The organism is Thioalkalivibrio sp. ALE28 (assembly GCF_000377425.1).
GTDB lineage: Bacteria > Pseudomonadota > Gammaproteobacteria > Ectothiorhodospirales > Ectothiorhodospiraceae > Thioalkalivibrio.
The window spans coordinates 30,782-53,412 of the sequence record NZ_KB898100.1; the positions used below are offsets into that span (position 1 = coordinate 30,782).

General features: G+C 67.5%; 20 protein-coding genes. 12 read left to right on the forward strand and 8 right to left on the reverse strand.

What is annotated here, in order from left to right; genetic code table 11:
- Window positions 1-35: 35 nt before the first annotated feature.
- The 3 genes from D105_RS0108965 (at window position 36) to D105_RS0108975 (ending at window position 4,643) form a co-directional block, all read left to right on the forward strand.
- Window positions 36-1,373 carry an acetyl-CoA carboxylase biotin carboxylase subunit family protein gene (locus D105_RS0108965; RefSeq protein ID WP_018878202.1) on the forward strand — a complete coding sequence of 446 codons (1,338 nt, stop codon included), beginning with the start codon at window positions 36-38 and terminating at the stop codon, window positions 1,371-1,373.
- A 26-nt stretch (window positions 1,374-1,399) separates the two neighbouring features.
- Window positions 1,400-3,397 (forward strand): CocE/NonD family hydrolase, encoded by a 1,998-nt coding sequence (locus tag D105_RS0108970; RefSeq protein WP_018878203.1) that lies wholly within the window; start codon window positions 1,400-1,402, stop codon window positions 3,395-3,397.
- A gap of 250 nt (window positions 3,398-3,647) precedes the next feature.
- On the forward strand, window positions 3,648-4,643 hold the full coding sequence (locus D105_RS0108975; RefSeq protein ID WP_018878204.1) for a 2-hydroxyacid dehydrogenase: 996 nt from the start codon (window positions 3,648-3,650) through the stop codon (window positions 4,641-4,643).
- A gap of 40 nt (window positions 4,644-4,683) precedes the next feature.
- On the opposite strand, the gene D105_RS0108980 is transcribed toward D105_RS0108975, so the two are convergent.
- From D105_RS0108980 to D105_RS0108995, 4 genes are all read right to left on the reverse strand, one after another.
- A complete protein-coding gene (locus D105_RS0108980; RefSeq protein ID WP_018878205.1) occupies window positions 4,684-5,643 on the reverse strand; it encodes an MBL fold metallo-hydrolase in 960 nt (319 codons plus the stop codon).
- A gap of 11 nt (window positions 5,644-5,654) precedes the next feature.
- Window positions 5,655-7,007 (reverse strand): chromate efflux transporter, encoded by a 1,353-nt coding sequence (chrA, locus tag D105_RS0108985; protein WP_018878206.1) that lies wholly within the window; start codon window positions 7,005-7,007, stop codon window positions 5,655-5,657.
- The gene (locus D105_RS0108990) at window positions 7,004-7,975 is read right to left on the reverse strand and encodes a chromate resistance protein ChrB domain-containing protein (protein WP_018867918.1); all 972 of its coding nucleotides are present in this window, start codon (window positions 7,973-7,975) and stop codon (window positions 7,004-7,006) included. Before D105_RS0108990 ends, chrA begins: the two co-directional genes overlap by 4 nt.
- Window positions 7,976-8,081: 106 nt before the next feature.
- Window positions 8,082-9,095, reverse strand: a complete 1,014-nt coding sequence (locus D105_RS0108995; RefSeq protein ID WP_018867919.1) for a class 1 fructose-bisphosphatase — start codon at window positions 9,093-9,095, stop codon at window positions 8,082-8,084.
- A 219-nt stretch (window positions 9,096-9,314) separates the two neighbouring features.
- Here D105_RS0108995 and D105_RS0109000 point away from each other — a divergent pair, with 219 nt between their 5' ends.
- The gene (locus D105_RS0109000; RefSeq protein ID WP_018877010.1) at window positions 9,315-10,580 is read left to right on the forward strand and encodes a 6-phosphofructokinase; all 1,266 of its coding nucleotides are present in this window, start codon (window positions 9,315-9,317) and stop codon (window positions 10,578-10,580) included.
- A gap of 18 nt (window positions 10,581-10,598) precedes the next feature.
- Here D105_RS0109000 and D105_RS0109005 read toward each other — a convergent pair whose 3' ends face one another.
- On the reverse strand, window positions 10,599-10,829 hold the full coding sequence (locus D105_RS0109005; protein WP_018878207.1) for a GDCCVxC domain-containing (seleno)protein: 231 nt from the start codon (window positions 10,827-10,829) through the stop codon (window positions 10,599-10,601).
- Between the two features lie 154 nt (window positions 10,830-10,983).
- Between D105_RS0109005 and D105_RS0109010 the strand changes: the two genes are divergently transcribed.
- The 3 genes from D105_RS0109010 (at window position 10,984) to D105_RS0109020 (ending at window position 12,997) form a co-directional block, all read left to right on the forward strand.
- Window positions 10,984-11,421, forward strand: coding sequence for a hypothetical protein (locus tag D105_RS0109010; RefSeq protein ID WP_018867922.1), 438 nt, complete (start codon window positions 10,984-10,986; stop codon window positions 11,419-11,421).
- A 108-nt stretch (window positions 11,422-11,529) separates the two neighbouring features.
- Window positions 11,530-11,952 (forward strand): PA2779 family protein, encoded by a 423-nt coding sequence (locus D105_RS0109015; protein ID WP_018867923.1) that lies wholly within the window; start codon window positions 11,530-11,532, stop codon window positions 11,950-11,952.
- 67 nt (window positions 11,953-12,019) lie between these two features.
- Entirely contained in the window at window positions 12,020-12,997 is a 978-nt protein-coding gene (locus tag D105_RS0109020; RefSeq protein WP_051075169.1) for a PA2778 family cysteine peptidase, read from the forward strand.
- A gap of 60 nt (window positions 12,998-13,057) precedes the next feature.
- Here D105_RS0109020 and D105_RS0109025 read toward each other — a convergent pair whose 3' ends face one another.
- Window positions 13,058-13,282, reverse strand: coding sequence for a hypothetical protein (locus D105_RS0109025; protein WP_018867925.1), 225 nt, complete (start codon window positions 13,280-13,282; stop codon window positions 13,058-13,060).
- Window positions 13,283-13,374: 92 nt separating this feature from the next.
- On the opposite strand from D105_RS0109025, the gene coaD reads away from it, so the two are divergent.
- The 3 genes from coaD to ggt are packed head-to-tail and all read left to right on the forward strand — an operon-like array spanning window position 13,375 to window position 15,872.
- Window positions 13,375-13,863, forward strand: coding sequence for a pantetheine-phosphate adenylyltransferase (gene coaD / locus D105_RS0109030; protein ID WP_018867926.1), 489 nt, complete (start codon window positions 13,375-13,377; stop codon window positions 13,861-13,863).
- Window positions 13,864-13,899: 36 nt separating this feature from the next.
- Window positions 13,900-14,151, forward strand: a complete 252-nt coding sequence (locus D105_RS0109035) for a YfhL family 4Fe-4S dicluster ferredoxin (RefSeq protein WP_017942992.1) — start codon at window positions 13,900-13,902, stop codon at window positions 14,149-14,151.
- A gap of 8 nt (window positions 14,152-14,159) precedes the next feature.
- Window positions 14,160-15,872 carry a gamma-glutamyltransferase gene (gene ggt, locus D105_RS0109040; RefSeq protein ID WP_018878208.1) on the forward strand — a complete coding sequence of 571 codons (1,713 nt, stop codon included), beginning with the start codon at window positions 14,160-14,162 and terminating at the stop codon, window positions 15,870-15,872.
- A 210-nt stretch (window positions 15,873-16,082) separates the two neighbouring features.
- Here the strand turns inward: ggt and rpsT are convergent, their stop codons facing one another.
- Window positions 16,083-16,352, reverse strand: a complete 270-nt coding sequence (gene rpsT, locus D105_RS0109045) for a 30S ribosomal protein S20 (protein ID WP_018880926.1) — start codon at window positions 16,350-16,352, stop codon at window positions 16,083-16,085.
- 160 nt (window positions 16,353-16,512) lie between these two features.
- On the opposite strand from rpsT, the gene D105_RS0109050 reads away from it, so the two are divergent.
- Entirely contained in the window at window positions 16,513-17,043 is a 531-nt protein-coding gene (locus D105_RS0109050; RefSeq protein ID WP_018878209.1) for a DsrE family protein, read from the forward strand.
- A gap of 367 nt (window positions 17,044-17,410) precedes the next feature.
- Here the strand turns inward: D105_RS0109050 and uvrD are convergent, their stop codons facing one another.
- A complete protein-coding gene (gene uvrD, locus D105_RS0109055) occupies window positions 17,411-19,618 on the reverse strand; it encodes a DNA helicase II (protein WP_018878210.1) in 2,208 nt (735 codons plus the stop codon).
- A 181-nt stretch (window positions 19,619-19,799) separates the two neighbouring features.
- Here uvrD and D105_RS0109060 point away from each other — a divergent pair, with 181 nt between their 5' ends.
- Window positions 19,800-22,610: a 2-oxoglutarate dehydrogenase E1 component gene (locus D105_RS0109060; protein WP_018878211.1), complete on the forward strand. Its 2,811-nt coding sequence runs from the start codon at window positions 19,800-19,802 to the stop codon at window positions 22,608-22,610.
- The last annotated feature ends 21 nt before the right edge of the window (window positions 22,611-22,631 follow it).

Genomic DNA, 22,631 nt, shown 5'->3' on the forward strand with positions numbered 1-22,631 from the left:
ATGCGATCTTGACGGCCGGTGGCCCGGAGGTGGCAGTGGCGATTTCGGGGGCGCCGGTGAAGCGCAACATCTTTGTGGTCGGTCTGGATGACTTTCATCTGGCCCAGCTCCGGACCCTGCCCGGGGCGGAGGACTATGCCTTCCACGCGCTCTTCACGCGCGCGGAGGTCAAGCCCTGTGCCCGGTTTCCGATCCAACGGATACTGACCGAGGGTCGCGAACGGTTGCAGCGGTTTCCCGGCACGGTGGATGCCGTGGTCGGATTCTGGGACTTCCCGGTGAGCACGATCCTGCCCATCCTGCGACAGGCCGCGGACCTGCCGGGGCCGACCCTTGAAAGCGTACTGAAGTGCGAACACAAGTACTGGAGCCGGCTGGAACAGGCCCGCGTGGTGCCCGAAAACATCCCGGCCTCCTGTGCGGTCAACCCGTTTTCCAGCGATCCCCTGCGCGAGGTCACGCTGGCCTTTCCGTTCTGGATCAAACCGGTGAAGTCGGTGCTCTCCTATCTCGGCTTTCGTATCGGCGATGCGGATGACTTCCGGCGTGCCATGCAGCGGATCCGCCGGGAGATCGATCGCTTTGGCGAACCCTTCAACCATGTCCTGGGGCACGCGACGTTGCCGCCGGAGGTGGCCGGAATCGACGGCAACCACTGCATCGTCGAGGCCCTGATATCGGAGGGGCGCCAGTGCACCCTGGAGGGGTATGCCTGGCAGGGCGAGGTCCGGATCTATGGTGCGGTCGACTCCCTGCGCGAGGGTGCGGCCGGCTCGTCGTTCTCGCGCTACCAGTATCCGTCGACCTTGCCGGATGGGGTGCAGGCGCGCATGGGCGAGATCGCGGACCGCGTGATCCGCCAGGTGGGCTATGACTGCGCCCCGTTCAACATGGAGTTCTACTGGGACGAGGCCACGGACCGGATCTGGCTGCTGGAGATCAATACCCGGATCTCCAAGTCCCACGCCCCGCTGTTCCGGATGGTCGATGGCTGCTACCACCACCAGGTGATGATCGACCTCGGACTGGGCCGCGAGCCCGCCATGCCGCATCGCCAGGGGGAATTCGCGTGTGCGGCCAAGTTCATGGTTCGGCGGCATCAGGACGCGCGGGTCGTGCGGGTTCCGACGGCATCCGAGATTGCGGCCGTCGAGGCCGAGTTCCCGGGACTGGTCATTCAGATCGAGGTCGAGGAGGGCATGCTGCTGTCGGAGCTGTGCTGGCAGGACAGCTATTCCTACGAGGTGGCGACACTGTTTCTGGGAGCTGCGAATCACACCGACCTGGAACGAACCTACGTGCGCGTCATGGAGCGACTGCCCATGGCATTCGAGCCCGTCACGCCCCGCCGTGAGGAGAACGTGCCGACGTGAAAACAGTCACCGACCTTTCCTGCCCCGTGGCAATCGAGGAATACATCCCGATCCCGCTGTCCGACGGTACGCACCTGGCCGCCCGACTGTGGCGCCCCGAGGGCGCCGAACAGCGGCCCGTCCCCGCAATCCTGGAATACATCCCGTATCGCCGGCGCGACTCGACCCGCCTGCGCGACGACGCGATCCACCACTACTTCGCCGGTCACGGCTACGCCTGTCTGCGGGTGGACCTGCGCGGATCGGGCGACTCCGAGGGGGTACTGGAGGACGAGTACCTGCAGCAGGAGCTCAATGACGGCGTGGAGGTCCTGCGCTGGATGGGCGAGCAGCCCTGGTGCAATGGCAGCGTCGGCATGATCGGCATCTCCTGGGGCGGCTTCAACGGCCTGCAGATCGCGGCATTGCAGCCGCCGGAGCTGAAGGCGGTGGTCAGCGTCTGTTCCACCGATGACCGCTACGCCGACGACGTCCACCACATGGGTGGCTGCCTGCTGGGCGACAACCTGTCCTGGGCCTCGACCATGTTCGCCTACAACTCCCTGCCCCCCGATCCGGAGATCGTGGGCGAGCGCTGGCGCGAGATGTGGTTCCAGCGCCTGGAGGGCAGCGGGCTGTGGCTGGAGAAGTGGCTGCGCCACCAGCGCCGCGACGACTACTGGAAGCACGGTTCGATCTGCGAGGACTGGTCCGCGGTGCAGATCCCGGTGATGGCCGTCAGCGGCTGGGCCGATGGCTACTCCAACGCCGTGTTCCGCCTGCTGGCCAACCTCCAGGCACCCCGCCTGGGCCTGGTCGGCCCCTGGAGCCACAAATACCCGCATCAGGGCGTGCCCGGCCCGGCGATCGGCTTCCTGCAGGAGTGCCTGCGCTGGTGGGATCACTGGCTGAAGGGCGTCGACAACGGGATCATGGACGAGCCGATGCTGCGTGCCTGGATCCAGGACAGCGTCCCGCCGACCACTCGCTACGAGGAACGCCCGGGGCGCTGGGTGGGCGAACCCTGCTGGCCCTCGAAGAACGTCGAGATGGAGCCATTGACCCTGGCCTGGCCGGGGCGGCTGGAACACGCGTCGGCCGCGTCTCCGGAGCGCGAGATGACGCTGCAGTCACCGCTGAGCGTGGGACTTTTTGCCGGTAAGTGGTGCTCGTATGCAGCGACACCCGACCTGCCGCACGACCAGCGCGAAGAGGACGGGGGTGCCCTGGTATTCACCAGTGCCCCACTGGAGGAACCGCTGGAGATCCTGGGTGCCGCAGTGCTGGAGTTGCAGCTACGGGTCGACCGGCCCGTCGCCATGGTGGCGGCGCGGCTGTCCGACGTGGCGGCCGACGACAAGGCCACCCGTGTCACCTACGGGCTGCTGAACCTGACCCACCGCGAAGGCGCGGAGACCCCGCAGCCGCTGGAACCCGACACAACCTACCGGGTCCGGATCAAGTTCAACGACGTGGGCCAGCAATTCCCGGCGGGGCACCGTATCCGATTGTCGCTGTCCACGTCGTATTTCCCGCTGGCATGGCCGGCGCCGCAGCCCGTGCGGCTGCGGATCATGGCGGGGGCAAGCCGTCTGCTCCTGCCACGACGGGGGCGGCGGGAAGAGCTGGACGCCGGCATCGCCTTTCCGCCACCCGAGGGTGGTCCACCCTCGACGTCCGTCCACCAGCTGACCCCCCAGCAGCACAACTGGCGCGTGATCCGCGACCTGGCCGAGGACGAATCGACCCTCGCGGTTACCAATGACGCGGGGACCGTCCAGCTGGATGACCTGAATCTGGAGATGCAGCGCAAGGCGCTGGAGTGGTACAGCTACCGCGGCGACGATTTCAACTCCGCGCGCGGGGAAACCCTCTGGGAACGTGGCTTCCGGCGCGGCGACTGGGAAGTGCGCACGGTGACCCGAACGGTCCTCACCTCGACCCCCACCGAGTTCCAGATCCACGCACAGCTGGATGCGTACGAGGGTGAACGCAGGGTATATGCCCGCAACTGGGATGTCCGGATCCCCCGCGACCTCGTCTGAACTAGCCAGCTTGAACCCCCGGAAAGAGCGCGGGGTCAGTGGAAAGCACCCTGCAGTGGCAGTAGGGGTATAGGCGGCTTGTGTGGCGACCACATGCTGGAATCGCTACCGGAGCGTTTGCCACACGCAGTAGCGAACTCGCTACGTGTGGCTCGAAACCGAGTGTGGCCATCCCGACTCGCGAGCCAATCAGGGTGTAACCTTTCCCGGTTATGCTGGAGTTTGGCCCAACCACTGTCCGGGGGATGCGATGAAGGTCGCCGTCTTCAGTACCCAGCAGCATGATCGCGAGCACCTGATACCGGCGCTGGTGGCCGCCGAAATGGTGCCGGTGGTGTACGCCGAGCGCCTGACTGCGGAGACGGCGCACCTGGCCCGGGGTGCGGATGCGGTCTGCGTATTCACCAACGACGACCTGCACCGCCGGGTGATTGACGGGCTGGCGGATCAGGGCATCCACGTGATCGCGCTGCGCTGCTCCGGGTACGACAATCTGGATGTGGCGCGGGCCCGCGAGCGCGGCGTGCGCGTGGGGCGGGTTCCGGCCTACTCCCCGAACGCGATCGCGGAGCATGCCGTCGCCCTGTTGATGACGCTGAACCGCCGGGTGCACCGGGCCTGGGAGCGGACCCGACGCGGCGATTTCCGGCTCGACCATCTGACGGGCTTTGATCTCGTCGGGCGTACCGTGGGTGTGGTGGGCACCGGGCGGATCGGCCAGGCCTTCGCGCGGATCATGCTCGGCTTTGGCTGCCGGGTGCTCGCGCACGACCCGTACCCGAATGCGGAGCTGCAGGCCGCGGGGGTGGAGTATCAGGACCTGGACACGCTGCTGGCCGCGTCCTCGGTGGTGAGCCTGAGCTGCCCGATGACACCGGAGAACCGGCACATGATCAATGCCGACACCCTGGCGCGAATGCCGCGAGGGGCCTTTCTGATCAATACGGCGCGCGGGGCGCTGGTGGATACCGATGCCGCCGAGGTCGCACTGGACTCGGGTCAGCTGGGCGGATTCGCACTGGATGTCTACGAGGCCGAGGCGGGGCTGTTCTTCCACGACTGGTCGCTGGCCGGTCTTCCGGACCGGCGCCTGGCGCGGCTAATGCAGCGCGACGATGTGCTGGTCACCGGCCACCAGGCCTTCCTGACCCACGAGGCGCTGACCAACATCGCCGACACCACCGTGGCCAACCTGACCACCCTGCACCAAAACCCGGACGCGCAACCCGAAGGCCGCGTGGTTTAGGGACCCCGGGTGGGCGCCGGGCGAAATGCAGCCGGGGCGGTCAGAACAGGGCTAGTTCGGCCTCCTGATAGGCGATATTCGTGTTGCGCGGCGCCAGGTCGTCGAAGTCGGCCAGGTCCTGCCAGGGCGAGTCGTCAAAGGCGCGGATTGCGGACTGCATATCGGTGCCCATGTCTGCCGCTTCGAACATGTGGTCCCACAGCGCGCGCAGGTAGTCGTGGGTCGGGTGGTCGAAGGTCGACAAGGCCCCCGGTTCACCGTGTCCCGGGATAAATTTCGCATCCGCGTATTCATCCTGCAGGAGTTCGTAGGCCTGCAGCCAGCCCTCCATGCTGCCGTCGGGAAGGATGGCCAGGAGGCGACCGCCATAGAGCACGTCGCCGGCAAATACGACGTTGTCGGGCTCGACCACCGCGATCAGGCTGCCGTGGGTGTGGGCGCTGCCCACGTGGCGAACGGCCAGGGTGACGCCGCCCAGGTCCAGTTCCTTGCGATCCTCGACCATTACGTTTGGCGGTTCCGGGTGCTCGGTGGAGCCTTCCGGCCGATCCAGCGCGTTCTCGAGCTGCATGGCGAACATCGAGGCGCTGCCCTGCATGCGGTCGGCGGCCCCGGGCGCGGCCAGGATGTCGGCGCCGGCCTCGCGGAAGACGTCATTGCCCATAAAGCGGTGTGGCTGCGAGTTGGTGTTGATCACGTAGCGCACCGGCTTGTCCGTCGTGGCGCGGATATGCTCCAGCATCTCTTTGGCCATCTCCGGGGTGTGGCCGGAATCGATCACGGCCACGGCGTCTTCGCCGACCACATAGCCGAGGTTCATGCGAAACCCCTGGTTCTCGGTGTCCGGCCCGCCGTACGGCCCGATCCAGGCGTGGGCATGGTCCGAGACAGCTTCGGGTTCCGGCAGGATGGGCGCCTCCTTGGCCGCGAGCATCGGGCTTAGAACAAAAGCCGCCAGGGCCAGAACAAGCAGGGCCCTGTTGCGTGTGTTTTTCAGCATGTCACGTACTCCTAGAGCAGAAGCTGATACCCGGCGCCCAGAGCGGCACAGACAGCGATCAGCGGGATAATCCCGACCCGGAAGCGGGCCAGGGCGATGAAGGCGGCGATGCCCAGCAGGGCGGAGAACCATTCGAAGGCCCCTTCGAACCCGTCCGGCCACAGGACGTGCCAGGTAAAGAAGACGGCAAGGTTCACGATCACCCCGACCACAGCGGCGGTGATGCCCGTCAGCGGGCCGGTAAAGTGCAGGTCCCCGCGGGTGCGCTCGACCAGCGGTGCCCCGACCAGGATGAACAGGAACGACGGCAGGAAGGTAAAGAACGTCGCGACCAGCGCACCCAGCAGGGCGGCCAGCACGATCTGGTCCGGCCCGAGAAAGGCCTGCGTCCAGCCACCGATGAAGCCGACGAAGGTCACCACCATGATCAGCGGGCCGGGCGTGGATTCGCCCAGGGCCAGGCCGTCGATCATCTGCGTCGGACTCAGCCAGCCATAGGTCTCCACCCCGCCCTGGTATACGTAAGGCAGTACTGCATACGCCCCGCCGAAGGTGACCAGCGCAGTCTGAGTGAAGAACTGCCCCATGCGGGTCAGCGTGGCGTCCCAGCCGAACACCGCGAGCAGGGCGCCGAACACGGCAGCCCACAGGCCCAGGCCCACCACCAGAAAGCGGACCACCCGCGACCAGCGAAACTGCATCCAGGGGGCGGGTGGCGTGTCGTCGTCCACCACCGCCGGGCCACGGGACTCGACACTGCCGGCCCCGTGCGATTCGCCGCTCTGGAAGCGCTCTGGCCAGACGCGGCTGCCCAGCCAGCCGAGGATACCCGCCGTGATGATGATGTACGGGAACGGGATGTTGAGCGCGAATATCGCCAGGAAGGCCGCAATGGCCATCAGCCACAGCAGGCCATTGTTGAGTACCCGTCCGCCGATGCGCCAGCCCGCGTAGACGATGATCGCGACCACCGCCGGCTTGATGCCATAGAACACGGCCTCCACCGCCGGTACATCGCCAAAGGCCAGGTACACCCAGGACAAACCGATCATCAGGAACAGCGAAGGCAGGATGAACAGCAGCCCGGCCATCAGACCGCCGAAGGTCCCGTGCAGCAGCCAGCCGAGATAGGTCGCCAGCTGCTGCGCCTCGGGACCCGGCAGCACCATCGTGTAGTTCAGCGCATGCAGGAAGCGGTTCTCGGAGACCCAGCGGCGCCGCTCCACCAGCTCCTCGTGCATCATCCCGATCTGCCCGGCGGCACCGCCAAAGCTGATGAAGCCGAGTTTAAGCCAGTAGCGAAAGGCCTCGGTCCGGGTGGGAGGGTCGGGTCGTTGGGTCGCGGAGTGTCGGGGATCGGTCATTCGGTGTTGTGTCCGGATTGTTGTTCATAGGCCTGGCGGAGGTCGTGCAGCACCGGGGTCACGCGGGCCAGCAGGGCGTCGTCGTCCGCGCACTGCTGTTTGGCCCCGGTCAGGATGCTTTCGAAGCCCGCCGCCTCGGGGATGGGGCGCCCCCCCACGTCCAGGAAGTGCACCATCTCGGCCAGTCCGGCCAGACCGCTGTGGCGCTCCAGACCGAAGGCGGCCAGCAGGACCTCGAAGGTGACGCGGTCGCCAACGTGGGTGAAGGCGGCCCCGTCGAAGTCGAAGCCCAGGGCCTCGGGCGGGCAGTCGGCCGGGGTGGGAATCCAGACGAAGTGGGCTTCCGGGTCGATGAATTCGCGGATCAGCCAGGCACTGGCGACCCGGTCCACCCACATGGCCGCGCGCGTGGCCCATAGCCGGCCCCGGTAGTCCGCCGGGTCCAGGCGGGGGATTCCGGAATCCGGCGCGGGCGATGGTTCGTCCGGCGAGAGCATCGACTGGGCTGCGGCTTCGAGCCGGGCCAGCTGGGCCTCCAGCGGGCCGCGTCCGGGGCCCGGGAAGTAATCGGTGCGGCGCAGCTGCTCCGCCTCGCGATGGACCTGGCGCAGGCGCTTGAGCAGTTCGGCCTCGCCCAGTCCGGGCAGCTGGCCCAGCAGGGTCTCGGCGTTGGTCTGCAGCGTACGGTACTCGGCCTCGCGATCGAACAGGCTGCGGTAGTGCGCCTGCTCCTCGGCGCTGGCCGCCACCGGCAGGTGGTAGGCCTGGTTGCCCGCCGCCCGTGCGGATTCCGCCAGTTCCAGCAGAGCGTCGCGCAGATCCGGGCGATTGGGCAGCAGGTAGACGCCGTCGCGCAGCGTGGCGGAGCCCAGCGCCTTCAGCGCGCGCCAGAGCCGGACCCGGGTCGAGTCCTGCCCGCTCTGAAAGGCGAGGATGAGTAGTTGCCAGTCGGTATCCGGAGAAGCCATGTTACATGTATATCAACAATGTAATGATCGTTACAAATTTCGTCGGACAGGCACAAAAAAGCCCGGCGCCTTGCGGGGCCGGGCTTGCGCTGCCGGGGCGTGGCGATCAGCCCTCGTTGTGGTAGCCGGTGATGCGCTCCACTTCGTTCTTCGCGCCCAGGACCACCGGTACGCGCTGGTGGATGCCCTCGGGGCTGATGTCCATGATGCGCTCGCGGCCGGTGGTGGCGGCGCCGCCGGCCTGCTCGATGATGAAGCTCATCGGGTTGGCCTCGTACATCAGGCGCAGCTTGCCGGCCGTGCCCTTGGCCTGCATCTTCGTGTCCATCGGGTACAGGAACACACCACCACGCGACAGGATGCGGTGCACTTCGGCCACCATGGAGGCGACCCAGCGCATGTTGAAGTCCTTGCCGCGCTCGCCTTCCTTGCCGGCCAGACATTCGTCGATGTAGCGCTTGACCGGGGCCTCCCAGAAGCGGCTGTTGGACATGTTGATCGCGAACTCCTGGGTGTCTTCCGGGATCTGCACGCTGTCCTTGGTCAGCAGGAATTCGCCGAAGTCCTTGTCCAGGGTGAACATCTTCACGCCCTGGCCGGTGGTCATCACCATCATGGTGGACGGGCCGTACAGGCAGTAGCCGGCGGCGACCTGCTTGGTGCCCGGCTGCAGGAAGTCCTCGGTCTTGGGATCGGTGACGCCTTCCGGGGCCTTCAGGATGGAGAAGATCGTGCCGACCGAAACGTTCACATCGATGTTCGAGGAACCGTCCAGCGGATCGAACAGCACCAGGTAGTGGCCGCGCGGCTCGTTGGCCGGCATCTCGCAGATCTCGTCCATCTCCTCGGAGGCCAGGCCGGCGGCGTGGCCGTTGTGGCTCAGGCTCTCGATGAACACCTCGTTGGTGATGATGTCGAGCTTCTTCTGCGTCTCGCCCTGCACGTTCTCGGAGCCGGCCGAGCCGAGCACGCCGACCAGATCACCCTTGTCGACGAGGTCGGAGATCTTCTTGCACGCCACGGAGATGTCGTTCAGCAGACCGGTGAATTCGCCGGTCGCGCCCTGGATGCCGCGCTGGGTTTCGATAATGCAGTTGGTCAGAGTGGTACCGATATGCATGATGCAATCCTGATGCTGTTGTGAATCGGGCGACACGGCGCGAAATGGGGCACAGCAGCCCCGTCGCGGGGCGAACGGCCCCGGCGCGCCGGGTGTCAAAGGCGGCATAGTGTAGCAAAAGCACCCGGAGTGGCCGATCCACGGTACTGATCGTGGCGTGATCGGCCTGGCACTGTGTTTGCTCGGCCTTCGGGAACCAACAGGAAATGGAGGATTCGCATGCCGCAGAACGCGCTGTACGCCCAGTCGGGCGGAGTCACTGCCGTCATCAACGCCAGCGCCTGGGGGGTGATCGAGGCGGTGCGCGCCCACCCGGCCCATTTCGGCAAGATCTATGCGGCGCGCGACGGCATCCTGGGTGTGCTGCGCGAAGAGATCATCGACCTCGACCAGGAGGACCCGCTGACCCTCGCCGCCCTGCGCCATACGCCGGGCGGTGCGTTCGGTTCCTGCCGCTTCGATCTGGGTGACCCCGACAAGGACCCGCAACAATACGAGCGCCTGGTCGAGGTCTTCCGCGCCCATGACATCGGCACCTTCTTCTACAACGGCGGTGGCGGCTCCATGGATACCGCCTTGAAGATCGCAAAGATGGGCGAGCGCATGGGCTTTCCGATCAAGGCGATTGGGGTGCCGAAGACGATCGACAACGACCTTGCCGTGACCGACTCCAGCCCGGGGTTCGGCTCGGCCGCCAAGTTCATCGCCACGGCAGTGCGCGAGGCCAGCCTGGACGTCGAGTCCATGCACACCAGTTCCACCAAGGTGTTCGTGATGGAGGTGATGGGTCGGCATGCCGGCTGGCTGGCGGCCGCCGCGGCGCTGGCGCAGGAGTTCGACGGTCAGCCGCCGATGCTGATCCTGTTCGCCGAGGTCCCGTTCGACCAGGACGACTTCCTCGACCACCTGAACCGGACCATCGAGCGCCACGGCTACTGCGTGGTGGTCGTCTCCGAGGGCATCAAGAACCCGGACGGGGAGTTGTTCTCGGTCGCGCAGAGTCACGACGTGTACGCCTATACCCAGCTCGGCGGTGCCGCCCCGCGCCTGGCCGAACTGATCCGCGAAAAGACCGGCCACAAGCTGCACTGGGCCGTGGTGGACTATATCCAGCGCGCCTCGCGCCATATCGCATCGAAGGTGGACGTGGAGCAGGCCTATGCCTGCGGTCGCGCGGCGGTGGAGGGGGTGGTGGCCGGCGAGGACGCCTTCATGCCGATCATTCGCCGGGACTCCAACCAGCCGTACCGCTGGAGCATCGGCTTTACCCCGCTGGAGACCGTCGCGGACATCGAGCAGGGCATGCCGCGCAACTACATCACCCCGGATGGCTACGGCATCACCCAGGCCGCGCGCGACTACCTGCGCCCGCTGATACAGGGCGAGGATGCCCCGCCATTCGAACGGGGCCTGCCCTGCTACCCGCGCATCCGCGGCGAGCTGTTGCCAAAACGCTGCCCGCCATTCGACGTGAAGACCGAGTAGATACGCGGACTACGGACCCTAAGGCCTCCCGGGGGTACAGCAAGCACCGGGGCCCTCCTGCTGGATCGGCGGACAGGGCACGGACCCGTAGGAACAGAAGACGCAGCAATCCCCCGGCAACGGCCTCAGCAGGGCACCGCAGCCGGTGCACTCATAGAACCACTGGCAGGCATCGGTGGGCATCGTCTCGGTCTTCTGATGGCCGCACTCCGGGCAGGTCAGGGTCGAGTCGGGGATGATCTCGTTCATATGCGTTTCAGGTCGGTTTGCGAGGATGGGATGCAAGATCCAGGCGGGCAGGCGAAAAACCCCGCCGGACAACCGGGATCGGCACAAAACGGGCGGTTCCGGAGTCTACAGCACTGCAAGCCCGCGCAAGACGGGCGCCAACACCGGATACCGGATGGAGGAAACGATGTACACGCGAATCCTGAACCGCACGTTTGCCCTGTCGGCCGCCAGCGTCCTGGCCGCCGCATTCCTGGCGCCAGGCCAGGTCGCCGCGCAGGGCGCCTATTTCGCGCCGGCCGATGGCTCGCCGGACGAGGTCACCTTCGAGTACCGCATGCGCGAATACGGCTGTGCCAACGTGCGCGGCCAATGGCGGGCGACCAACAACACCGACGACTGGCTGGAGGTGCGCGTCACCAAGACCGCCTACAACTGCCCCGGCGAGTTGGAGGACGATGTCCGCACGACCACCCGCCTGTGGCGCACCCTCGGTCCGGGCGAGACCCAGGAACGCACGCGTGACAACTCGGTGTGCGGTGGGGCCTGGGCGCGCGGGGTCGAGGTCCTGGAGTACGAGATCAACGTGGTTGACGCCCCCGACGAAAGCTGAGGCCTGTGATTCCGGCCGCGATTTTTCTTCGCGGCCGGTTCCCTTGCGCCGTGGGCGCGCTACACTCGTAAGCGTTATGCACCCCGTCCCCATTCGAGGAGTCTGTCCATGCGCGTCCCTTCGTTTCGCCAAGTCCTGTCCGCCCCTGCGGCCTTCCTGGTCGCGCTGACGCTGACCCTGCTGCCCGCCACCCCGGCCTTCGCCGGCGTGGGCATGCTCGACACCGGCAGCATGATCCAGCAGGCCAGCGCGGATGACACCCGCGCCCAGTTGCTGGAACAGCTCAATGACGCCGAGGTCCGTGCCCAGTTGATCGAGATGGGGGTCGACCCCGAACGGGCCGAGCAGCGCGTGGCGCGTCTGACCGACGAGGAACTCGCCCGCCTGGAGGCGCACATGGAGACCGACCCGGCCGGCGCCGCCAGCGCCCTCGGTGTGGTCGCCATCGTGTTCGTGGTGTTCGTGATCCTCGATGCGGTCGGCGTGACCGACATCTTCTCGTTCGTGGGTCCGGCGCGCGCCAACCGCTGACGCGGTCATGGCATCGTGGAACCGACGGCGAGCCTCCGGGCTCGCCGTTCTTGTGTTCGGCCTGGTGATGGGCGCATTCGCCCTGGGCGGTTGCGCCACCGCGCCGCAGAGCGCGAGCCTGGCGAGCGAGCGCCCGGCCGACCTGCCGACCCGCGTGGAACTGACGGACACGCCCTTCTTCCCGCAGGAGCAATACCAGTGCGGCCCCGCCGCCCTGGCCACGGCCCTGAACGCCCGCGGCATCGACGCCGCGCTGGACGACCTGATCGAGGAGGTCTACCTCCCCGGCCGCGAGGGCAGTCTCCAGGCCGAGATGCGCGCGGCGGTGCGGGCCCGCGACCAGGTCGCCTACCGCATCGAGCCGCAACTGGAAACCGTCCTGCGCGAAGTGGCCGCCGGCAACCCGGTGGTGGTGTTCCAAAACCTCGGCGTGGCCCTGATCCCGGAATGGCACTTCGCGGTGGTGATCGGCTATGACCTGGAAGATCGCGAGATCTTCCTGCGCAGCGGCCCCATCCAGCGCCATGTGAACTCGTTTGCCCGCTTCGAGCGGACCTGGGCCCGCGGGGAACGCTGGGCCTTCCTGGTGATGGCACCGGACACCCTGCCGGCAACGGCCACGCCCCTGCGCTGGCTGCGAGCGGTCAACGAGCTGGAGCAGACCGGACGCCTCGCGGCGGCCGCCACTGGCTATGAAACGGCGATGGAGCGCTGGCCCGACGAGGCCATCCCCTATGTGGGCCGGGCCAACGTGGCGTTTGCCCAGGGCGACCTGACCACGGCCGAGGACGCCCTGCGGAACCTCGTGGAGCGTGATCCGGCGCGTCACGAAGGGTGGAACAACCTGGCGCATGTACTGATCGCCCGCGAGTGCGGTGAGCAAGCGCGCGAGGCGGCAAGCTGTGCGGCCGGTCTGGCGGGGCCGGGCAGCTACGCTCGCACCCTCGGTGCGGCGGCGGATGCGCCGGACACGGGGGCCGAATGCCGCGCCCTGCCGCCTTGTGCCGCGACGATGGACTCCGCGGCTTTACCGGAGCGCCATTAGGCGGGTGCACGCTTGCGCGGCGCACGCCGGTCCTCTCCGGCCGGGGCGTGTGCGGCGCGCCTACTTGCGCTTCTCGAGCGTCTGTTCAGCGTGCTTGAGGACCAGGCCCAGGTTCTGTTTCTCGACATCCGTGACCTGCGGGTCTTCCTTCACGGCGTGGCGCAGGTGTTCCACCAGTTGCGCCAGTTCGTCGCGCGAGATCTGGTGAAAATTGAAGCCGCCACCGTAGCGGGACTCGAGCTGATCCCAGTATTCGGCAAGCGGAGGGCGGTAGTCGTCACTCATGGGGCATTCCCTGGTTGCGGTGCGGCGGGCGCATTTTGTCTGCTTGCGGTGCTTGGGGTCTAATGGGGGCTTTCCCGGCCGGCCTTTCGCCCATGTCCGTTACCGCTATCTACCCCGGCACCTTCGATCCCATCACGCATGGTCACACCGATATCGTGCGCCGGGCCGCCCGCCTGTTCGATCGCGTGGTGATCGCGGTGGCCGCCAATCCCAACAAGGGCCCGGCCTTCCCGCTGGAGACGCGCGTGGCCCTGGCCCGCGAGGCCGTGGGCGAAATCCCCGGCGTCGAGGTGCAGGGGTTCAACGTACTGCTGGCGCATTTTGTCCACGCCCAGCGCGCCAACGTGATCCTGCGCGGTTTGCGGGCGGTGTCCGACTTCGAACACGAATTCCAGCTGGCGGCGATGAACCGCCAGCTGGCGCCGGAGGTCGAAACCCTGTTCCTGACACCGGCCGAGGAATACAGCTTCGTCTCCTCGAGTCTGGTACGGGAAATCGCCCGTCTGGGTGGCGACGTCTCAAAATTCGTGAGCCCCGGCGTGGCGCGCATGCTGGCCGAACAAAACGGCCTGGAGCGCTAGCGGCCGGGCCCTGCGACTGGATACGAGGATTGGCCCATGGCCCTGATGATCACCGACGAATGCATCAACTGCGATGTCTGCGAGCCCGAGTGCCCGAACGAGGCCATCTACCCGGGTGACGAGATCTACGAGATCGACCCCAATCTGTGCACGGAATGTGTCGGGCACTTCGACGAGCCGCAGTGCCAGGATGTCTGCCCGGTCGACTGCATCCCGCTGGACCCGGATCACAAGGAGACCCGCGAACAGCTCCAGGCCAAGTATGAAGCCCTGATGGCCGCGAAGTAGGCAACCTCGTGGACTGGCATCGACCCCTCCTGCGCGGCGCCGTCCTTGTCACCCTGGCACTGGCCGCCCCGCTGGCCTGGGCCGGACCCGGGCAGCATGCGGTGGCCACTGCCCACCCCGCGGCCAGCGAGGCCGGCGAGGCCGTGCTGCGCGACGGCGGCAATGCCTTCGACGCCGCCGTGGCCATCACCGCCGCGCTGGGCGTGGCCGAACCCTATGGCTCCGGCCTCGGGGGCGGCGGGTTCTTCCTGCTGTACGAGGCCGACTCGAACCGCAGCGTGATGGTCGACGCCCGCGAGACCGCCCCGGCCGCGGCGCATCGCGACATGTATCTGGATGCGGAAGGCGAGGTGGTCGATGGACTGTCACTGGACGGCGTGCTGGCGGCGGGCATCCCCGGCATGCCGGCCGGCCTCGATCACATCGCGCGGAACTACGGGCGTCTGTCGCTGGCGGACAGCCTGGCCCCGGCGATCCGTCTGGCCGAAGACGGTGTCCCCGTCAGCGGTCGCTATCGGCAGATGGCGGGGTTCCGCCACCAGACCCTGCGCGACGGGGCAGACGCGCGCGGCATCTACCTGGACGACGGCCAGCTGCCGGACGAAGGGACGCCCCTGCGCCAGCCGGATCTGGCCGCAACCCTGCGGCGCCTGGCGGACGCCGGCCGCGACGGGTTCTATACCGGCGAACTGGCCGAGCAGCTGGTCGCGGGGGTGCGCGAGGCGGGCGGGATCTGGACGCTGGACGACCTCGCCGGTTACGCGGTGGTCGAGCGCGACCCGATCCGACTCGATTACCACGGGGCCGAGATCACCACGGCATCCCCGCCATCCTCCGGGGGGGTGGCACTGGGGCAGATCCTGAACATCCTTTCATTCTATGACCTCGAGGCGCTGGCGCCGGACATGCGCGCCCATCTGACCATCGAGGCCATGCGCCGCGCGTACCGCGACCGGGCCGAGTATCTGGGCGATCCGGATCATGTCGAGATGCCGCTGGAGCGGCTGTTGTCGCGCGACTACGCCGCCGGACTGCGCGCCACGATCCATCCGGACACGGCCACCCCCAGCCGCTACCTGCCGCTGTCGGTGGATCCGAAGGCCGACCACCCGGAGGCCGCCGCCACCGAGAGCCGCCAGACGACGCATTTCTCCGTGATCGATGCCGAGGGCAACCGCGTCGCGGCTACCCTGACCCTCAACTACCCCTTCGGCGCCGGCTATGTGGTGCCCGGCACCGGTGTGCTCCTGAACAACGAGATGGACGACTTCTCGGCGAAACCGGGCGAGCCCAACGCCTACGGCCTGGTCGGCTTCGAGGCCAACGCCATCGCCCCGCAGCGCCGGCCGCTGTCGAGCATGAGCCCGACCTTCGTCGACACCGGCGAGCGGGTGGCGATCCTGGGGACGCCCGGGGGCAGCCGTATCATCACCATGGTGCTGCACGGCATCCTCGGGGTGCTCGAGGGACAGTCCATCGAGGATGTGGTGGCGGCTCCGCGCTATCACCACCAGTACCTGCCGGACCGGGTCGAGCACGAGACCGGCGCCTTTGATGCCGAGTTGCGCGGCCAGCTGGTCGCGCGCGGGCACCAGCTGGTGCCTCAGGTCCGCCCGTTCGGCGACATGCACGCCATCCTGTGGGAGCCCGAGGCCGACCGTCTGGAGGCCGCCTCCGACCCGCGCGGCGAGGGCGAGGCGCGCGTCTTTCAGCTCCCGTAACCCTCATTGTGGAAGGAACGCGGCAGTCGCGGGTACCCCGAGAGCTCGCCACGTCGCTGTGCGACTCGCGATGACGGGGGATAGCGGCGAGGAATACGTTCAGGGGCGCGCCGGATGCCACCCACGCAAAAAGCCGCGCCCGTTTGCGGGGCGCGGCTTCGCGATTCAGCTATCCGCGGCCGGCGCGAGGCCGGCCAGATGCCCGGGGGCTTAGCCCTGGGCCAGGTCGCGGATGCGGGCGTTCAGACGGCTCTTGTGACGGGCCGCCTTGTTCTTGTGGATCAGGCCCTTGCTCACGGTCTTGTCGATCACCGGCACGGCCGACTTGTAGGCCTCGGCGGCAGCCTGGGCATCGCCCTTGTGCAGCGGCTTCAGCACGGCCTTCATGGCCGTACGGAAACGGGAGCGCAGCGCCATGTTGTGGGCGCGGTTCTTGACCGCCTGACGGGCCCGCTTACGGGCAGAAGCAATATTCGCCAAAGTACTTCCCTCGCGTTGAATCGCTAGGTTCTGGAAAAGGCGGCAGAGCATACCGCCGGGCCGGCTGCGCGTCAACCGGGAGCGGGGCGTGGCGGGAATGACAGGGGGGTTCCGGGGCGTCTACTCTAGAAAGAAACAACACCATACAAAGGAGACCACGATGAACCGCTTTCCCCGGACCCTTCAAACCACCTCGGCAACCGCCGCGGGCATGGCCCTCCTGCTGGCCACCCTGCTGGTCGCGAGCCTGGCCTTCATGCCCCAGGCCAAGGCCTTCGAGCCGGAGGCCAAGGTGGTCTATCACGCCGACTTCGCCGACCCGCGCCGCTTCTCCGCGATGCTGACCAGCATCAATAACATGATGACGCACTACCAGAACGAGTTCATCGACGCCGACGTGCGCATCGTGTTCGTGGCCCACGGCATCCGCTTCCTGACCGACGACAATCTCGCCGATACGCCGTTCGAGGCCGACGAGGAACTGAAGGAAGAGCGCGAGACCCTGCGCGGCCGCCTGATGAGCCTCGCAAGCACCCATGGCGTGCAACTGGAGCTGTGCGAGATCACCCGCTCGCAGATCGGCCTCGACGAGGATCTGATCTACGACCACGTGAATTTCGTCCCCTCGGGCGTGGTGCGCGTGGCCGAACTGCAGAACGAGGAAGGCTTCGCCTACATCAAGATCGAGTGATCGCCATTCGGCTCGATGCTCACAAGCCCCGCCTCGGCGGGGCTTTTTTGTGTCACCACGAAGCGCACGAAGATACGAAGGGGATCAAGGGCGTTTGCACCAGAAACCCTGCGAAGAGGGGCACGATGTGGCGAGCGCAGCGAATCGCATCGTGTCGCTATTGAGTACGTCATCGCGAGAAGCGAAGCGACGTGGCGATCGGGTTGGGAGTCCCGCCAGTGTTAGCGAAAAGATTGCCGCGCTACGCTCACAATGCCAGCCCTATTAATCCAGCCCTTCTCTTCCTGTCTCCCCACCTTCCTGTAAATCGCCCTGGCCCTTCTCCGTGCCCTCTGTGTTCTCGTTGGTGAAAAAAGCGGCATTCCGCCTAACCCAGAACCTCCAGTTTGGCGAAGCTGAGCACCAGCCACTTGGGGCCGGCGTGGGCGAAGTTCACCTGTACCCGCGCCGAGTTGCCGGAGCCCTCAAACTGGGTGACCAGGCCCTCGCCGAACTTCGCGTGATGCACACGGGCGCCGATGGCCAGGCCCGCGGCGGAGGCCTCGGCGGCCTGTGCATCCATGGACCCGAAGCCCGCCGTCTTCTGCCGGGCCGCCGCAAAGCGTCCGGCGCCGTAGGGCGAGGCCTGCGGGCGCAGCACCTCCAGCGCGTCCTCCGGGATCTCGTTGATGAAGCGCGAGGCGACGTTGTAGGACTCGCGCCCGTACAACCGACGGGTCTCGGCGTGGATCAGGTACAGCTCCTTCTCGGCGCGGGTCATACCGACGTAGGCCAGGCGGCGCTCCTCCTCCAGCCGGCCCGGCTCCTCCAACGAGCGCGCGTTGGGGAACAGGCCCTCCTCCATGCCGGTCAGGAACACCAGCGGGAACTCCAGGCCCTTGGCAGAGTGCAGGGTCATCATCTGCACCGCGTCCTCGTGCGGGTCGGCCGCGCCCTCGCCGGCCTCCAGCGCCGCGTGGGCGAGGAATTCGGTCAGGCGATTGCCCTCGCCTTCCTCGCTCTCGGCGGTGGATTCCATGTCGAAGGCGCGCGCCGCGCCCACCAGTTCGTCCAGGTTCTCGAGACGCGCCTCGCCGCGCTCGCCCTTCTCCTTCTTGTAGTGCTCGCGCAGCTGGGCGCGCTCGATCGCCTGCTCCACCTGGTCCGCCAGCGGCTGGCGCGGGAGCTCCTGCTGCAGATCGCGGACCAGCTGCACGAAGCCGGCGACCGCGTTGCGCGCGCGCCCGGGCAGGGCGTCGGCATCCACCGCGTGGGCGGCCGCCTGAAGCAGGCTGGTGTCCGCCGCCTGGGCCGCCTGGCGCAGGCCCTCCAGGGTCTTTTCGCCGATCCCGCGCGGCGGCTGGTTGACCACGCGCAGGAACGCGGCGTCGTCATCGCCGTTGACGGCCAGGCGCAGGTAGGCCAGGGCGTCGCGGATCTCCTGGCGCTCGAAGAAGCGCAGGCCGCCGTAGACGCGGTAGGGCATGCGCCGGCCGATGAAGGTCTCTTCCAGCACGCGCGACTGGGCGTTGGAGCGGTAGAGCACGGCGCACTCGCGGTACAGCCCGCCCTCGTCCACATGGCGGGCGATGGTCTCGGCGATAAAGCGCGCCTCTTCCTGCTCGTTCAGCGCGGTGTACAGGCGCACCGGCGCGCCCTCCTTGTCCTCGGTCCACAGCTCCTTGCCGAGGCGGCCGGCGTTGTGGCGGATCAAGGCGTTGGCCGCGTTCAGGATGTTGGCGCTGGAACGGTAGTTCTGCTCCAGGCGCACGACCTGGGTGCCCGGGTAGTCCTGCTGGAAGTGCTGGATGTTCTCGATCTTCGCGCCGCGCCAGCCGTAGATGGACTGGTCGTCGTCGCCCACCGCGAACACCGGGCTGTCGCCGGCCAGCAGGCGCAGCCAGGCGTACTGGATGTCGTTGGTGTCCTGGAACTCGTCGACCAGCACATGGCGAAAGCGCGTGCGGTAGTGCTCCAGCAGCGCCTTGTTGTCGCGCAGCAGCTCCAGCGAGCGCAGCATCAGCTCGGCGAAGTCCACCACCCCGGCGCGCTCGCAGGCCTGCTGGTAGGTGGTGTAGACGCGCACCCACTGGCGCGCGACGGGGTCGCCGGTATCCGGCAGGTGTTCCGGGCGCGAGCCCTCGTCCTTGCGCGCGTTGATGTACCACTGCGCCTGCTTCGGCGGCCAGCGCGCCTCGTCCAGTTCCAGGCCGCGCAGCACGCGCTTGACCATGCGCAGCTGATCGTCGGAGTCGAGGATCTGGAAGCCCTGCGGCAGTTTCGCCTCCTGCCAGTGCTGGCGCAGCAGGCGGTGGGCCAGGCCGTGGAAGGTGCCGACCCACAGCCCGGTGGCCGGGTGGCCCAGCAGCGCCTCGATGCGCCCGCGCATCTCGGCCGCCGCCTTGTTGGTGAAGGTGACCGCCAGCAGGCTGTGCGGGGCCACGCCCTCCACGCCGATCAGCCAGGCGATGCGGTGCACCAGCACGCGGGTCTTGCCGGAGCCGGCGCCGGCCAGCACCAACAGCGGCTGCGGCGGGGCGGCCACGGCCTCGCGCTGGGCCGGGTTCAGGGAATCAAGCAGGGGGGAGACATCCATGCGCGAATGGTAGGGAAACCCGGCCGGAATCGCACGTTCCGCATGCGGGCCGTGTGCCTTCGGCCGGGCAAACGCGCTACTCTCGAAGTCAGCCCGCGTCGAAGCGCCAGGGTGCCTGCAAGGAACCTCGCACGCCGACGGAGTCACAAGGGTAGGCGCATCAGGAATGGGAAGACCGCGAATGAACGAGATGCCATCCCGGCACCGGCTGGACAGCCCCGTCTCCGGCCAGGAACTGCACCCCGACAATCTGGCCTTTGCCGAGGGTCTGCTGGAGCGCTACCGCGAGGACCCCGATTCGGTCCCGCCCGCCTGGGCCGACTATTTTCGCTCGCTGGAAGGTGTGGCGCGGCCGGAACGCCGCCGGCGTTCGACCGACCGCCCGGACCTGGCGCACGAACAACTGCAGATCCGGGTGCTGCAGTTCATCAACGCCTACCGCTATCTCGGGCACTTCGGCGCCCGCCTCGACCCGCTGGAACGCGAGTCCCCCGAGCCGCCGCGCGAGCTGAGCCGCGAGCATCACGGGCTGGACCAGGTCGGCCCGGACATCACCTTCGATCCGGGTTCCCTGTTTATCGAGGGGCGCGTCTCACTGGATACCATCGAGCGGGTCCTGAAGGAGACCTACTGCGCCAGTATCGGCGCGGAATACATGCACCTGATGGCCACCGACGAGAAGCGCTGGCTGCAGGAACGCCTGGAGTCCGCTCATGGCCGGTTCGGCTTCGACGACGAGACGCGCCTGGCCATCCTCGAGCGTCTCACCGCGGCCGAGGGCCTGGAGCGCTACCTGCACCGGCGCTATGTCGGACAGAAGCGTTTCTCGCTGGAGGGCGCGGAGAGCCTGATCCCGCTGCTGAATGCCCTGGTTCAGCGCGGCGGCGCGCGTGGGCTGCACGAACTCGTGGTCGGCATGGCCCATCGCGGGCGCCTGAACGTGCTGGTCAACCTGTTCGGCAAGTCGCCGGAAGAACTGGCCAACGAATTCGAGGGCCGGCCGCGTGACGATCGCGGTACCGGGGACGTGAAGTACCACATGGGGTTCTCGTCGGATCTGGATACCCCGGGCGGGCCGGTTCACCTGGCGCTCGCCTTCAATCCGTCGCACCTGGAGATCGTCACCCCGGTAGTCGAGGGCTCGGTGCGCGCGCGCCAGGTCCGCGTTGGCGATCGCAAGGGCAACCGCGTGATGCCGGTGGTGATCCATGGCGATGCCGCGTTCGCCGGGCAGGGCGTGGTCATGGAGACCCTGAACATGTCCCAGACCCGGGGGTTCTCCACCAAGGGCACCGTGCACGTGGTGGTGAACAACCAGATCGGGTTCACGACATCGACCCTGAAAGACGCACGTTCGACCCATTACGCGACCGATGTGGCCAAGATGGTGAATGCGCCCATCCTGCACGTGAACGGCGACGACCCCGAGGCCGTGGTGTTTGTCACCCAGATCGCGCTGGACTACCGCATGCGCTTCGGCAAGGACGTGGTGATCGACCTGGTTTGCTATCGCCGCCAGGGGCACAACGAAGCCGACGAACCGGCCGCCACCCAGCCGCGCATGTACCACCGCATCCGCGAGCTGCCGACCACCCGCGAGCGCTACGCCACGCGCCTGATCCGCGACGGCCTGACCACCGAAGAGGCCCAGGATCAGGCCCTGGAGGACTACCGCGGCCGGCTGGATGCCGGACAGCCGGTGGCACTGTCGCTGCTGCGCGAGCGCAATGGCCATACCGGGTCTTCGACCAACTGGGGCCCCTACGTGAACCAGACCTGGGACCAGGACGTGGAGACCGGTGCGCCCGCCGAGCGTCTGGCGCGCACCCTGGAGCAGCTGTCCACGCCGCCGGAGGGCTTTCGCCCGAACGACCGCGTGCAGAAGATCCTGGAGGCCCGCGTCGCCATGGCGCGGGGAGAACAGCCGCTGGACTGGGGCGCGGCCGAGACCCTGGCCTATGGGGCGCTGATCCAGGATGGCTACCGCATCCGCCTTTCCGGACAGGACTCCAGCCGGGGCACCTTCTTCCACCGCCATGCGGTGCTGCACGACCAGGAGACCGGGAAGGCCATCGTGCCGCTGCGGCGTCTGGACCCGGACCATCCGCGCTTCCTGGTAATCGACTCGCTGCTCTCCGAGGAGGGCGTGCTGGCCTTCGAGTATGGCTACGCCACCGCCGCCCCGGAGGCCCTGGTGATCTGGGAGGCGCAGTTCGGCGACTTCGTGAACGGCGCCCAGGTGGTAATCGACCAGTTCATCTCCTCCGGGGAACAGAAATGGGGCCGCCTGTCCGGCCTGACCCTGCTGCTGCCGCACGGATACGAGGGGCAGGGTCCGGAACACTCCTCGGCGCGCCCGGAGCGCTTCCTGCAGCTCGCGGCGCAGGAGAATATGCAGGTCTGCGTGCCGACCACGCCGGCGCAGATGTTCCACCTGCTTCGGCGGCAAATGCTGCGCCCCTACCGCAAGCCACTCGTCGTGCTGACGCCCAAGAGCCTGCTGCGACACAAGGACGCGGTCTCCGACCTCGATGCCCTGGCCAGCGGCCAGTACCAGACGGTCATCGACGACGCCGGCATCGACGACCCGAACCGGGTGAAGCGCGTCCTGCTCACCAGCGGCCGCATCTTCTACGACCTGGCCGCCCGCCAGGCCGAGGGCGAGCACGCGGACACGGCCATCCTGCGCCTGGAACAGTGCTACCCCTTCCCCGAGGCACGCCTGACCGAGCTGCTGGGCCGCTACCCGGAGGCGGACGAGTTCGTCTGGGTCCAGGACGAGCCGGAGAACCAGGGGTATCTGGAGTTCGTCGCGCCGCGCATCAACCCGCTGCTGGCGGTACGCGGCCAGACCCTGCACGCGGTGGCGCGGCCCCCGGCCGCGGCCCCTGCCGTCGGCTACCCCGAGGTGCACAAGGCCCAGCTGAAGGATCTGCTCGAACGTGCGTTCGGGCCCATCAGCTCGCGGGACACGCCGCACCCGACGCCCTGAATCTTCGAAACTGACGTACAG